12 protein-coding genes are annotated in these 13189 nt (G+C 61.2%); 7 read left to right on the top strand and 5 right to left on the bottom strand.

The features are described from left to right. The first annotated feature begins 25 nt into the window (after positions 1 to 25). The 3 genes from betC to AB4N91_RS26600 all read left to right on the top strand — a co-directional run bounded on the left by betC (position 26) and on the right by AB4N91_RS26600 (position 4199). Entirely contained in the window at positions 26 to 1540 is a 1515-nt protein-coding gene (gene betC / locus AB4N91_RS26590; protein ID WP_010465537.1) for a choline-sulfatase, read from the top strand. A 16-nt stretch (positions 1541 to 1556) separates the two neighbouring features. Beyond that, on the top strand, positions 1557 to 2477 hold the full coding sequence (gene choX / locus AB4N91_RS26595; protein ID WP_010465535.1) for a choline ABC transporter substrate-binding protein: 921 nt from the start codon (positions 1557 to 1559) through the stop codon (positions 2475 to 2477). 153 nt (positions 2478 to 2630) lie between these two features. Continuing rightward, positions 2631 to 4199 (top strand): SulP family inorganic anion transporter, encoded by a 1569-nt coding sequence (locus AB4N91_RS26600; protein ID WP_460111906.1) that lies wholly within the window; start codon positions 2631 to 2633, stop codon positions 4197 to 4199. 128 nt (positions 4200 to 4327) lie between these two features. On the opposite strand, the gene aroE is transcribed toward AB4N91_RS26600, so the two are convergent. Next, a complete protein-coding gene (gene aroE / locus AB4N91_RS26605) occupies positions 4328 to 5149 on the bottom strand; it encodes a shikimate dehydrogenase (protein ID WP_010465531.1) in 822 nt (273 codons plus the stop codon). Between the two features lie 13 nt (positions 5150 to 5162). Further along, entirely contained in the window at positions 5163 to 6077 is a 915-nt protein-coding gene (gene hemF, locus AB4N91_RS26610) for an oxygen-dependent coproporphyrinogen oxidase (protein ID WP_010465529.1), read from the bottom strand. Positions 6078 to 6240: 163 nt separating this feature from the next. Between hemF and AB4N91_RS26615 the strand changes: the two genes are divergently transcribed. Continuing rightward, entirely contained in the window at positions 6241 to 7218 is a 978-nt protein-coding gene (locus AB4N91_RS26615) for an NADPH:quinone reductase (RefSeq protein WP_460111907.1), read from the top strand. Between the two features lie 127 nt (positions 7219 to 7345). On the opposite strand, the gene AB4N91_RS26620 is transcribed toward AB4N91_RS26615, so the two are convergent. The 3 genes from AB4N91_RS26620 to AB4N91_RS26630 form a co-directional block, all read right to left on the bottom strand. Beyond that, positions 7346 to 7903: an L-threonylcarbamoyladenylate synthase type 1 TsaC gene (locus AB4N91_RS26620; protein WP_010465525.1), complete on the bottom strand. Its 558-nt coding sequence runs from the start codon at positions 7901 to 7903 to the stop codon at positions 7346 to 7348. Positions 7904 to 7957: 54 nt separating this feature from the next. After that, positions 7958 to 9061: a DNA-processing protein DprA gene (gene dprA / locus AB4N91_RS26625; RefSeq protein WP_010465523.1), complete on the bottom strand. Its 1104-nt coding sequence runs from the start codon at positions 9059 to 9061 to the stop codon at positions 7958 to 7960. An 80-nt stretch (positions 9062 to 9141) separates the two neighbouring features. After that, positions 9142 to 10167: a LysM peptidoglycan-binding domain-containing protein gene (locus tag AB4N91_RS26630; protein ID WP_010465521.1), complete on the bottom strand. Its 1026-nt coding sequence runs from the start codon at positions 10165 to 10167 to the stop codon at positions 9142 to 9144. Between the two features lie 170 nt (positions 10168 to 10337). Here AB4N91_RS26630 and def point away from each other — a divergent pair, with 170 nt between their 5' ends. The 3 genes from def to rsmB are packed head-to-tail and all read left to right on the top strand — an operon-like array spanning position 10338 to position 13168. Next, on the top strand, positions 10338 to 10844 hold the full coding sequence (def, locus tag AB4N91_RS26635) for a peptide deformylase (RefSeq protein ID WP_010465519.1): 507 nt from the start codon (positions 10338 to 10340) through the stop codon (positions 10842 to 10844). 57 nt (positions 10845 to 10901) lie between these two features. After that, complete coding sequence (gene fmt, locus AB4N91_RS26640) at positions 10902 to 11861, top strand: methionyl-tRNA formyltransferase (RefSeq protein ID WP_221107872.1); 960 nt, start codon at positions 10902 to 10904, stop codon at positions 11859 to 11861. Next, complete coding sequence (gene rsmB, locus AB4N91_RS26645) at positions 11858 to 13168, top strand: 16S rRNA (cytosine(967)-C(5))-methyltransferase RsmB (protein WP_460111908.1); 1311 nt, start codon at positions 11858 to 11860, stop codon at positions 13166 to 13168. The genes fmt and rsmB overlap by 4 nt, the downstream gene beginning before the upstream one ends. Positions 13169 to 13189: the final 21 nt, after the last annotated feature.

Below are 13189 nucleotides of genomic sequence, written 5' to 3' on the forward strand. Positions count from 1 at the left end.
ATTCACTATGGAATGCCGCGATCACATGAAGCGCAAGAATATTCTTTTCATCATGGCCGATCAGATGGCCGCGCCAATGTTGCCGTTCTACGGTTCCTCGCCCATCAAATTGCCCAATCTCAGCCGCCTCGCCGCCGAAGGCGTGGTGTTCGACGCCGCTTATTGCAACAGCCCACTGTGCGCGCCGTCGCGTTTCACCCTGGTCAGCGGTCAATTGCCGAGCAAGATCGGCGCCTACGACAACGCGGCCGATTTCCCCGCCGATGTACCGACTTATGCCCACTACCTGCGTCGCCTCGGCTACCGCACCGCGCTGTCGGGCAAGATGCATTTCTGTGGCCCGGATCAACTCCACGGCTATGAAGAGCGCCTGACCAGCGACATCTACCCGGCCGACTACGGCTGGTCGGTGAACTGGGATGAACCGGACGTGCGTCCGACCTGGTACCACAACATGTCTTCGGTGCTGCAGGCCGGGCCGTGCGTGCGCACCAATCAGCTGGATTTCGACGAAGAGGTGGTGTTCAAGGCCCAGCAATACCTGTTCGATCACATTCGCGAGGATGGCGACCAGCCGTTTTGCCTGACCGTGTCGATGACGCACCCACATGATCCGTACACCATTCCCAAGGCTTTTTGGGACATGTACGACGATGCCGACATCCCGCTGCCGGAAACCCCGACGCAAACCGAACTTGATCCGCATTCCCAGCGTTTGCTCAAGGTGTATGACCTGTGGGACAAGCCGCTGCCTGTGGATAAGATTCGCGATGCGCGTCGTGCTTATTTCGGAGCTTGCAGCTATATCGACAGCAACGTCGGCAAACTCCTGCAAACGCTGGAAGATACCGGGCTGATCGATGACACCATCATCGTCTTCTCCGGCGACCACGGCGACATGCTCGGCGAGCGCGGCCTCTGGTACAAAATGCATTGGTTCGAAATGGCCGCCCGCGTACCGCTGTTGATCAGCGCACCGGGACAATTCGGCGCCGGGCGGGTCAGTGCTGCGGTTTCCACCGCTGATTTGCTGCCAACCTTTGTAGAGCTGGCCGGCGGTTCGCTGGAGCCGGGCTTGCCACTGGACGGTCGTTCGCTGGTCTCGCACCTGCAAGGGCAGGGCGGTCACGACGAAGTCTTCGGCGAATACATGGCCGAAGGCACCATCAGCCCTTTGATGATGATCCGCCGTGGCGCTTACAAATTCATCTACAGCGAAGATGACCCTTGCCTACTCTTCGACGTACACAACGACCCGCGCGAACAGGAAGAACTCAGCCAATCGCCGCAACATCGGCCGCTGTTCGAGGCGTTTCTGTCTGAAGCACGGGCCAAATGGGACATTCCGGCGATCCACCAACAGGTGCTCGCGAGCCAGCGTCGCCGGCGATTCGTCGCCGAGGCGCTGACCATCGGCAAGCTGAAGAGCTGGGATCACCAGCCGCTGGTAGACGCCAGTCAGCAATACATGCGCAACCACATCGACCTCGACGATCTGGAACGTAAAGCACGTTATCCACAACCCTGCCAAAACCAATAATGTTAAGGGGAAGTCCATGCAAAAGTTATCCACAGTACTGACGGTCGGGCTACTGGCTCTGGGCAGTGCATCGGCCTTTGCCGATCAGAGCTGCGACACGGTGAAAATGGCTGATCCGGGCTGGAGCGACATCGCTGCGACCAACGCCATCACCGGGTTTCTGCTGGACGGCATGGGCTACAAGGCCAAGGTCGACACCCTCGCGGTGCCGATCACCTTTGGCGGGCTGAAGGATGGCCAGGTCGACGTGTTCCTGGGGAACTGGATGCCGGCGCAGCAGGGCTTCTATGACAAATTCGTCGCCACGGGTGATGTCACCCAACTGGCGAAGAACCTCGACGGCACCGAATTCACCTTGGCCGTCCCGGATTACGTGTGGGACGCGGGTGTGCATAACTTTTCCGACCTGAATAAATACGCCGACAAGTTCGACAAGAAGATCTACGGCATCGGTTCCGGCGCCCCGGCGAACATCTCGCTGCAAGAGATCATCAAGAAGAACGACTTCGACATGGGCCAGTGGAAACTGGTCGAGTCCAGCGAGCAGGCCATGCTGGCCGAAGTGTCCCGCGCAGTGAAAAAACAGAAGTTCGTGACCTTCCTCGGCTGGACGCCGCACCCGATGAACGTGCAGTTGAAAATGCATTACCTGAAAGGCGGCGAGAAGTATTTCGGCGACACCGGCAGCGTTTATACGCTGACCCGCAAAGGTTATGCACAGGCCTGTCCGAACGTCGGCAAGCTGCTCACCAACCTGAGTTTCACCCAGGAGATGGAGAACAGCATCATGGCCGAGGTGGTGAACAAGAAAATCAGCAATGCCGAGGCAGCCAAGGCGTGGATCAAGGCCAACCCTGCCGTGCTGGATAAATGGCTGGATGGCGTGAAAACCGTGGATGGGAAAGATGCGTTGCCGGCGGTAAAAGCGAAGTTGTAAGGGTTACCTGTGGCGAGGGAGCTTGCTCCCGCTGGGCTGCGAAGCAGCCCTAAAAATCTGCGGGCGCTTCGCTCCCGAGCGGGAGCAAGCTCCCTCGCCACAATGTTCACCCCGTACTGATACCCTTGCGCAAAACTCCACCCGAGAGGACCCATGGCCTTCCCCAGCCGCCATTCACTCTTTCCCTTCCTTTCCTGGTTGCCCCGGCAAACCCGCGCCAGCGTCGGGCGTGACCTGATCGTTGGCCTCAGCGGCGCCATTCTTGCGCTGCCGCAATCCATTGCCTACGCCCTGATCGCCGGTCTCCCGCCGGAATACGGCCTGTACGCCGCGATCATTCCGGTGCTGATCGCTTGCCTCTGGGGTTCGTCGTGGCATTTGATCTGTGGTCCTACAGCGGCGATATCCATCGTCCTGTATGCCAGCGTCAGTCCTCTGGCCGTTCCCGCGTCAGAAGACTACGTCACCTTGATCCTGCTTCTGACACTGCTCGCCGGCATTTTCCAGTGGCTGCTCGGATTGTTGCGCTTTGGCGCCCTGGTGAATTTCGTTTCTCACTCGGTAGTGCTGGGCTTCACCCTCGGCGCGGCGGTGGTGATTGCCATCGGCCAGTTGCCGAACCTGCTGGGGCTGGACCTGCCCAATCAGTCCACGGCGCTGGACAGCTTTTTGATGGTGTTCAAACACCTCGGTGACGTGGATAAACCTTCGCTGGTGCTGGGTCTGGCCACCGTCGGGGTGGGCGTGATCCTGAAATTACTGCTGCCACGCTGGCCGACGCTTTTGATCACCTTGGCGCTGAGCGGACTGCTGGTGTGGTTCTGGCCGTCGATGTTTAGCCATGTGAAGTTGGTCAGTGCGTTTGTCGGGCGGCTGCCGCCCTTCAGCCCACTGCCGCTGGACCTGGATCTGATCCTTCGCCTGCTGCCCAGCGCCGTGGCGGTGGGGATGCTCGGGCTGGTGACGAGCCTGTCGATTGCCCGTTCCTTGTCGGCACGCTCCCAGCAATTGCTCGACGCCAATCAGGAAGTACGCGCCCAGGGTTTTTCGAACATGGTCGGTGCGTTTTTTTCCGGCTCGCTGTCAGCCGGTTCCTTCACCCGCTCGGGCCTGAGTTACGAGGCGGGTGCCTGCTCACCGCTGGCCGGGGTATTTTCAGCACTGTGGGTGGCGCTGTTCGCCATCTTCGGCGCGGCGTTGATTTCGCACATTCCGATCCCGGCCATGGCCGGGAGCATCCTGTTGATCGCCTGGGGTTTGGTCGATCATCGCGGCATCCGCGCGCTGTTGCGGGTCAGCCGCGCCGAGTTCCTGGTCATGGCGCTGACCTGCGTGGCCACGCTGCTGCTGGAATTGCAGACAGCTATCTATGCCGGGGTCCTGGCTTCGCTGTTCTTTTACCTCAAGCGGACTTCACAACCGCGAGTGCAGCATTGGCGTGAAGGCGATGAAGACATTCTGCAGGTCGGCGGGTCGATCTTTTTCGGCGCCAGCCATTACCTGCAAGTGCGTTTGCAACGGATGCACGGCGCACGGGTGGTGATCGAGGCGCAGCAGATCAACTTCATCGACTATTCAGGGGTGGAAATGCTGCATCAGGAAGCGCGGCGGCTGCTCAAGCAGAATCGCAGCCTGACGCTGCGCAGCGCGCGGCCGCAGGTGGTGGAGGAGTTGAGGAAGCTTGAAGGGGCGGAGAAATGCCCGATCCGGTTTGAGGACTAACACACCACTCTGATGACGAACGCATAACTTGTGGCGAGGGCGCTTGCTCCCGCCGGGTTGCGAAGCAGCCCTGAAAATCTGCGAGCGCTTCGCACCCGAGCGGGAGCAAGCTCCCTCGCCACAAAGAACTACAGCGCCAGTTGGCGGCGTAGTTCGGCCAGCACTGGCGCTGTATCCGGTCGCACACCGCGCCACAGGAAAAACGCTTCTGCCGCTTGCTCAGCGAGCATCCCCAATCCATCCATCGACACCGCCGCACCGTGTTCAGTGGCCCAGCGGCAGAACGAGGTCGGCTCCTTGCCGTACATCATGTCGTAGCACACCGTCTTGCCCGGTTCGATCAGGCTGCTGGCAATCGGCGGTACATCGCCTGACAGACTCGCCGATGTCGCGTTGATGATCAGGTCCACCGACTCTTGCAGCCAGTCAAAACCGCTGGCCGACACCGGCCCCAGGTCCGCGAACAATTCCGCCAGCAACTCGGCTTTCTCGACGGTGCGGTTGGCGATAATTACCGAAGCGGGTTGCTCGGCCAGCAACGGCTCCAGCGCACCGCGCACCGCGCCGCCAGCGCCGAGCAGCAGGATGCGTTTGCCCTTGAGACTGAAACCGGCGTTGACCGTCAGGTCCCGCACCAGTCCGGCGCCGTCGGTGTTGTCACCCAACAACGTGCCATCGGCGAGTTTGCTCAGGGTGTTCACCGCGCCTGCCCGCTGCGCCCGTGCCGTCAGACTGTTGGCCAGGCGATAAGCCTCTTCCTTGAACGGCACCGTCACATTCGCCCCGCGACCTTCGAGGAAAAACGTCTTGGCGAAGTCGGAAAAGTCGTCGAGTGGCGCCAGCGAGGTGCTGTAGTCCAGTTGCTGAGCGGTCTGCTCGGCAAACAAGCGGTGGATCAGCGGCGACTTGCTGTGACCAATCGGGTTACCGAATACGACGTAACGGTCCATCAGAACTCCTCGTTCAGGCCTTGGCCAACCAATCGCGGTCTTGCAGGAAATAGTCGGTCAGGCGAGCTTCTTCGCTGCCCGGCTCGGCTTTCCAGTCGTAGCCCCAGCGGACTTGCGGGGGCAGGGACATGAGGATCGACTCGGTGCGCCCACCCGATTGCAGGCCGAACAGCGTGCCACGGTCGTAGACCAGGTTGAACTCGACGTAGCGGCCACGGCGAAATTCCTGGAATTCACGCTGTTTGGCGGTGAACGCATCGTTCTTGCGGCGCTGCACAATCGGCAGGTAGGCCTCGATGAAGGCGTCACCGATGGCGCGCATGAAGGCGAAGCTGGTGTCGAAGTCCCACTCGTTCAAGTCATCAAAAAACAGACCGCCGATGCCCCGTGGCTCGTGGCGATGCTTGATGTGGAAATAGCTGTCGCACCAGGCCTTGTAGCGCGGATAGACGTCCGGGCCGAACGGCGCACAGGCCTGTTCGGCGACGCGGTGCCAGTGCACGCAGTCTTCTTCGTTACCGTAATAAGGGGTCAGGTCGAAACCGCCGCCGAACCACCAGACCGGTTCTTCACCTTCTTTTTCAGCAATGAAAAAGCGCACGTTGGCGTGGGAAGTCGGCACCTGCGGGTTGTGCGGGTGAATCACCAGCGACACGCCCAGGGCTTCGAAACCACGGCCGGCCAGTTCCGGGCGATGGGCGCTGGCGGAGGGTGGGAGCCCGCTGCCAAAGACGTGGGAAAAGTTGACGCCACCCTTTTCGATGACCGCGCCGTTTTCGATCACTCGCGTGCGACCGCCACCGCCGGCAGGCCGGGTCCAGGCGTCTTCGACGAATGCCGTGCCGCCGTCTTCGGCTTCAAGGGCTGCGCAAATCCGGTCTTGCAGGTCGAGCAGGTAGGCTTTTACGGCCTCGGTGCGGGTCGTCATGTCATCACCTTGAATCGGGCAAAACTACGCGGCGCTCCATCGGAGCAGGGGCCGGCGCAAATGGGCGCGTAGCATAACATCGCAGATGGGCCTGCCGCAGTTGACGAAGGTCAAGCTTAGGAGTCCGATAGGGAGCTTCGCAAATGACCTAAGGAGAGTTCTGATGGCAAAGCGTATCCAGTTCCGCGCCCATGGCGGCCCCGAAGTGCTCGAGTATGTCGACTATCAACCCGCCGAGCCCGGCCCGCAGCAGGTTCGCGTGGCCAACAAGGCGATCGGCCTGAACTTCATCGACACTTACTACCGCAGTGGTCTCTATCCGTTGCCCGCCCTGCCATCGGGCCTGGGCTCGGAAGGTGCGGGCGTGGTCGAGGCGGTGGGCAGCGAAGTGACCCGGTTCAAGGTCGGCGACCGTGTGGCTTACGGCAGCGGCCCGTTGGGCGCCTACAGCGAGGTTCACGTTTTGCCGGAGGCCAACCTGGTGCACTTGCCGGACGCCATCAGTTTTGAACAGGCCGCCGGTGTGATGCTCAAGGGCCTGACCGTGCAATACCTGCTGCGTCAGACGTATGAACTCAAGGGTGGCGAAACCATCCTGTTCCATGCCGCCGCGGGCGGTGTCGGATCCTTGGCCTGCCAATGGGCGAAGGCCTTGGGGGTGAAGTTGATCGGCACGGTCAGCTCGCCGGAGAAAGCCGCACTGGCCAAAGCCAACGGCGCATGGGCGACTATCGATTACAGCCACGAAAACGTCGCACAACGGGTGCTGGAATTGACTGACGGCAAAAAAGTCCCGGTGGTGTACGACGGCGTCGGCAAGGACACCTGGCTAACGTCGCTCGATAGCGTGTCACCACGGGGCCTGGTGGTGAGCTTCGGCAATGCGTCCGGCGCAGTGGACGGGGTGAACCTGGGGATTTTGGCGGCGAAGGGCTCGTTGTACGTGACCCGGCCGACGCTGGCGACCTACGCCAATAACGCAGGAAACCTGCAGCGCATGGCCGATGAGCTGTTTGAGATGATCATCAGCGGCAAACTTAAGGTGGACGTCAGCCAGAAGTATCCGTTGGCTGAGGCGGCGAAGGCGCAGACCGAGTTGTCCGCACGGCGTACGACTGGCTCGACTGTTCTGCTGCCTTAACATCAAACTGTGGCGAGGGAGCTTGCTCCCGCTGGGCCGCGAAGCGGCCCCTCATATCTTTAAAAGAACGGGACTGCTGCGCAGTCCAGCGGGAGCAAGCTCCCTCGCCACAGGTGTTACTGCGGGATTAATCCGGGCGAATGACGTTCCCGGTCGCGACATCGCGAATCACGCTCGGATTCTTGCGGCCACCCAGATTCCCGCCCAACACGTAGTCCACTTGCCCACGGAAATACTGCTCGACGCGTATTCGCGTCCGCGCCGCTGGCCGGCCCTGAGGGTTAGCCGAGGTCGACACCAGCGGCCCGACCACCGCGCACAGATCCCGCACCAGCGGGTGGTCGCTGACGCGCAGCGCTACGGTTTCATGCACGCCGGTAATCCACTGCGGCAACAGATTCTGATGCGGTACCAGCCAGGTATTCGGCCCCGGCCAAGTGCTGGCCATGCGGTCCATCCACAGTTCCGGGAAGTCTTCGAACAGGAAGTCGAACTGACGAATATTGTCGGCAACCAGAATCAGGCCCTTTTCCACAGACCGGCCCTTGATCATCAACAGACGATAGACCGCTTCTTCATCCCACGGATCGCAACCCAGGCCCCAGACCGCTTCGGTTGGATAGGCAATTACTGCCCCTGCGCGAACGGCTTGTGCGGCTTGTTGCACGCGCCAACTGTTGACCATGAAAAACTCTCCGGAATAAGGCTCTGCGCAGTTTACCGATCTTCCTTATAAAACCTAGCTCACCCGCGCAAACCAGCGCCCGCTTTCGCACACCGCCCGGCCGTCCATTTCCAGCTCCGTCAACGCTGCAAGCACTTTGGACAAGGCCCAGCCACTGCTGACCGACAACGCTTCGCTGGTGTGGGGCGCGGCGTGAAGCAACAGGAGCAGTGGATGAGTGGGTGCTTGCAGCGTCTCTGTGGACAACGGCAACCGTTGCCAGCCGCGCAAGGCTTCGAGGATATGCTCGGTGGTTTCCACCAATACCGCACCGTCACGGATCAGCTGATGACAACCCTTGGCGCCAGGGTGGTGGATCGATCCTGGAATCGCATACACCTCGCGTCCTTGCTCCGCTGCCAGCCTCGCCGTTATCAATGAACCGCTGGCGACACTCGCTTCGACCACCAGCACCCCGAGGGATAAACCGCTGATGATCCGGTTGCGCCGGGGGAAGTTTCCGGCACTGGGGCCGGCATCCAGCGGGAACTCGGAAAGCACTGCGCTGCCCGAGGCGATCATGGCGTCCGCCAGCCGCCGATTGCGCTGTGGATAAAACTTTTCAAGTCCCGTGCCAAGGACCCCGACCGTTCGCCCGCCCACGTCCAGCGCGGCTTGATGCGCGGCGGCATCGATGCCTAGCGCCAGACCGCTGGTGATGACGAAACCGGCGCCGGCCAGGCTGCGCGAAAATGCCGCCGCAGTGTCCATGCCCGGTCGCGAGGCGCGCCGACTGCCGACCATCGCCAATTGCGGTTTTTCCAGAATGTCGGGATCGCCTGCCACAAATAACAGCGGCGGCGCATCGCTGATTTCCGCCAGCAGCGCCGGGTACTCAGGCTGGTCCCACATCAGTAAATGCTGGCCCGAGCGCTCTAGCCAAGCCAATGCGTGGGCCGCGCCATCGCGTACTTCATTGACGCGCCGTGCCTCGGCGCACGCCAGCGGCAAGCCCAGCGAACGCCAGGCGCTGGCGGGCGCGCTGATGGCTTTGGACGCCGAGCCGAAGGCTTCGAGCAATTTCTTGAAACGCGCCGGGCCGAGTTCTGGCAATCGGTGCAGACGTAAACGAGCTTCCAGTTCCGCAGGGGAAACCGGTGTGACGGCAGACAGCGACATGGATCATCCTTGATCGTTATGAGCCCCGTTCAAACGGGAATAAGCTGTGGATAACTCTGTTGGTAACTTGTGGAGCCTGCTTACGGATTTCGCACCTTATCCATCACCGCCAGCGAGCGCGATGCGTTGAGTACCAGCCCGTAACTGAGCTTGTCGTAAGTGCGGAACACCATCAGCAAACCGGCACGCTCATCGGGAATTTTCAGTGGCTGGCCAGTGATCCGATCGCGTACGGTTTCACCGGTTTTCATCACCACCAGCACGTTGCCTTCGGCCAGGCCATCACGCTGACCTTTGTTCAGGGTAACCACATCCAGCGCGCCAATCTGGGTAACCCCGCGCGGCACATCGATGATCAAGCCATTGATCTCGGTTTTTGGCGCACTGGGCATGAAGGTCGAGTTGATGGACCGTTCTTCACCGCTGAACAAACGGTCGCCGAGACGTACTTCCTGAGTCGTGCGTTGCAGTGCCAGGGTGGCGACGTCGCCCTCGGTGGCCACAATCTCGCCACCGCCGATGTCATCAGCATTGATCCCCAAAAACTCTTTGCTATCGGGATCGGTGTAGACCTTGCCCTGGCGGAAGATGCCGTAGACCGGCTGGTTCGGGTCGAAATGGCCACGGGCGAAAATGCGGTCACCGGTGCCACTGAGCACGCGTTCGGCATCGCCGGCGACGATATAAGGCGCCTTGTCGAAGTCCTCGACCTTGTCGACGATGCGGTTGCTCAGCAAAAAGCTGTTGATCGATTGCAGCGGAATGCTCGGGATCGCATCGGCCACCGGCGAGCTGCGCACCCGAGGCGAGAGCTTGATGGTGCCGCGCGAAGCCCCGCGATTGAGGGTCAGGCGGGGCTGGCCGTTGACATAGACCAGCGACAGCGAGTCGCCGGGATAGATGAGATTAGGGTTTTCGATCTGAGGATTGGCTTGCCACAGTTCCGGCCACTTCCACGGCTCCCGGAGGAATTTTCCGGAAATGTCCCAGAGAGTGTCACCCGTCACCACGGTGTATTGCTGTGGAAAACCTTCCTTGAGTTGCACTTGCCCGTGCGCCAAACCGGCCGAGGCCAGAAGGAGCAAGGCGAGTAGTGATTTCCTCATGCGGTGAATCCCTTTATTATGTGCGTTCGCGTGAAACGCCAGAGCCCTCGTGGCTCGCTCCTGACTCTTTGATAAAAGAAAAGGAGCTACGCTTCACAACGGTAGCCTGCATCTTCGGACCTGCCAGGCCATCGACCCGACTTTACCTCACACGTGCAGCAATTAAGCTTATGGCCATTTTAGACATCCTCGAATTTCCCGACTCGCGCCTGCGCACTATCGCCAAACCTGTGGCCGTAGTGGACGACGAAGTGCGTCAGTTGGTCGATGACATGTTTGAAACAATGTATGAAGCGCCAGGCATCGGCCTCGCCGCGACCCAGGTCAACGTGCACAAACGTATCGTCGTGATGGACCTCTCCGAAGACCGCAGCGAACCACGGGTGTTCATCAACCCCGAGTTCGAACCGCTGACCGACGAGATGGAGCAATACCAGGAAGGCTGCCTCTCGGTGCCGGGCTTCTACGAAAACGTCGATCGCCCGCAGAAGGTCAAGGTCAAGGCCCTGGACCGCGACGGCAAGCCTTATGAACTGATTGCCGAAGGCCTGCTCGCCGTGTGCATCCAGCACGAATGCGACCACCTCAACGGCAAATTGTTCGTCGACTACCTGTCGAACCTCAAACGCGACCGAATCAAGAAGAAACTGGAAAAGCTCCATCGCCAGAACGCTTGATGCCCTTCTTTCAAAGGCTTGCTGCGGCAAGCCTTTTTCTTTTCAGAGATTGCTCCCATGACTGAGCCACTGCGCATCGTCTTTGCCGGCACCCCGGAATTCGCCGCCGAACACCTCAAGGCCCTGCTCGCCAGCCCTTACGAAGTCGTCGCGGTTTACACCCAGCCGGACCGTCCGGCGGGCCGTGGGCAAAAGCTGATGCCAAGCCCGGTCAAGCAACTCGCGCTGGAACACAACATCCCGGTGTTGCAACCGCCAACGCTGCGCAACGAAGACGCCCAGGCTGAACTGGCCGCACTCAAGCCGGACTTGCTGGTGGTGGTCGCCTATGGCTTGATCCTGCCGCAAGCGGTGCTGGATATTCCGCGCCTGGGTTGCATCAACAGCCACGCTTCGTTGCTGCCACGCTGGCGCGGGGCGGCGCCGATCCAGCGTGCAGTCGAAGCAGGCGACAGTGAAAGCGGCGTGACCGTGATGCGCATGGAACTGGGCCTCGACACCGGGCCGATGCTGCTGAAAGTCACCACGCCGATCACCGCCGAAGACACCGGCGGCAGTCTCCACGACCGTCTCGCCGAAATGGGCCCACCGGCCGTGATCCAGGCGATTGCCGGCCTCGCCGCCGGAACGCTGGAAGGCGAAGTGCAGGATGACAGTCTTGCAACGTATGCTCACAAATTGAACAAAGACGAAGCACGCATCGACTGGAGCCGTCCGGCGGTTGAGCTGGAACGCCTGGTCCGCGCGTTCAACCCGTGGCCGATCACCCACAGCACGCTGAACGGCGAAGCGTTGAAAGTGCTGGCCGCGAGCCTCGCTGAAGGGCAGGGCGCACCGGGGCAAATCCTCAGCGCCAGCAAGGACGGCTTGCTCGTCGCCTGCGGTGAGCAAGCGCTATGCCTGACCCGTCTGCAATTGCCCGGGGGCAAGGCGCTGAACTTCAGCGACTTGTTCAACAGCCGTCGTGAGAAATTCGCCGTCGGCACCGTGCTCGGTCAAGCGGCGGACGCTCAATGAATCCACGTCTGGCCGCCGCCAAGGCACTTGCCGCTGTTCTTAACGGAAAAGCCTCACTCAACAGTTCACTGCCGACACAAATGGACAAGGTTGAAGACCGTGATCGCAGCTTCACCCAGGACCTGGCCTTCGGCACGGCGCGCTGGCAACCACGTTTGTCGGCGTTGGCGGCCAAGCTGCTGCAGAAGCCGTTCAAGGCAGCGGACGCCGATGTCGAGGCGCTGCTGCTGGTCGGCCTCTATCAACTGCTCTACACCCGCGTCCCGGCCCACGCCGCCATCGGCGAAACCGTCGGTTGTGCCGACAAGCTGAAAAAGCCTTGGGCCAAGGCCTTGCTCAACGCCGTGTTGCGCCGCGCCCAGCGTGAAAGTGAAGCGTTGCTGGCCGAGCTGGAACACGACCCGGTGGTGCGCACCGCCCACCCGCGCTGGCTGCAAAAATCCCTCAAGGCATTCTGGCCTGAGCAATGGGAAGCCATTTGCGCGGCGAACAATGCGCATCCACCGATGATTCTGCGGGTCAACCGCCGCCATCACGCCCGCGATGCTTACCTTGGGCTGCTGACTGAGGCCGGCATCGCCGCTACGCCGTGCGTCTACAGTCAGGACGGCATCATTCTCGAAGCTGCCGCCGACGTGCGCAGCCTGCCAGGCTTCGCCGAAGGCTGGATCAGCGTGCAGGACGAAGCGGCGCAATTGGCCGCCGATCTGCTCGACCTCGCGCCGGGCCAACGGGTACTGGATGCCTGCTGCGCACCGGGCGGCAAGACCTGCCACATCCTCGAAGCCGAGCCAAAACTGGCGGGCGTCGTGGCCGTGGATCTGGAAGCCAAGCGTCTGGTGCGCGTGCGCGAGAACCTCGCACGCCTGGGCCTGAGCGCCGAGCTGATCGCTGCCGACGGCCGCGACACGGCCACCTGGTGGGACGGCAAACCCTTCCAGCGCATTTTGCTGGATGCGCCATGCTCGGCGACTGGCGTGATCCGACGTCACCCCGACATCAAGCTGACTCGCCAACCGGATGACATCGCTGCACTCGCGGTGCTTCAGGGCGAGCTGCTGGACGCCATGTGGATAACTCTGGAAGTCGGCGGGATTCTGCTTTACGCCACCTGCTCCACGCTGCCGACCGAGAACACTGAAGTCATCGAAGCCTTCCTCGCTCGCACGCCGGGTGCGCGTGAACTGGACCTCGCCACGGCGGCCGGTATCAAGCAACCTCACGGTCGCCAGTTGCTGGCCCAGGAAGGCGGCCACGACGGGTTCTACTACGCCAAGCTGATCAAGATCGCCGCCGCGCGCGGTTAACCGGTTTATAAGGGAGTGACT

The sequence above is a fragment of the Pseudomonas sp. H3_D04 genome (genome assembly GCF_054669175.1).

Coding starts and splice junctions, on each gene's coding strand:
- betC (WP_010465537.1), top strand. CDS start 26: ATGAAGCGCAAGAATATTCTTTTCATCATGGCCGATCAGATGGCCGCG.
- hemF (WP_010465529.1), bottom strand. CDS start 6,077: ATGACGACCCGCACCGAGGCCGTAAAAGCCTACCTGCTCGACCTGCAA.
- def (WP_010465519.1), top strand. CDS start 10,338: ATGGCCATTTTAGACATCCTCGAATTTCCCGACTCGCGCCTGCGCACT.
- AB4N91_RS26620 (WP_010465525.1), bottom strand. CDS start 7,903: ATGGTCAACAGTTGGCGCGTGCAACAAGCCGCACAAGCCGTTCGCGCA.
- AB4N91_RS26630 (WP_010465521.1), bottom strand. CDS start 10,167: ATGAGGAAATCACTACTCGCCTTGCTCCTTCTGGCCTCGGCCGGTTTG.
- fmt (WP_221107872.1), top strand. CDS start 10,902: ATGACTGAGCCACTGCGCATCGTCTTTGCCGGCACCCCGGAATTCGCC.
- choX (WP_010465535.1), top strand. CDS start 1,557: ATGCAAAAGTTATCCACAGTACTGACGGTCGGGCTACTGGCTCTGGGC.
- rsmB (WP_460111908.1), top strand. CDS start 11,858: ATGAATCCACGTCTGGCCGCCGCCAAGGCACTTGCCGCTGTTCTTAAC.
- AB4N91_RS26615 (WP_460111907.1), top strand. CDS start 6,241: ATGGCAAAGCGTATCCAGTTCCGCGCCCATGGCGGCCCCGAAGTGCTC.
- dprA (WP_010465523.1), bottom strand. CDS start 9,061: ATGTCGCTGTCTGCCGTCACACCGGTTTCCCCTGCGGAACTGGAAGCT.
- AB4N91_RS26600 (WP_460111906.1), top strand. CDS start 2,631: ATGGCCTTCCCCAGCCGCCATTCACTCTTTCCCTTCCTTTCCTGGTTG.
- aroE (WP_010465531.1), bottom strand. CDS start 5,149: ATGGACCGTTACGTCGTATTCGGTAACCCGATTGGTCACAGCAAGTCG.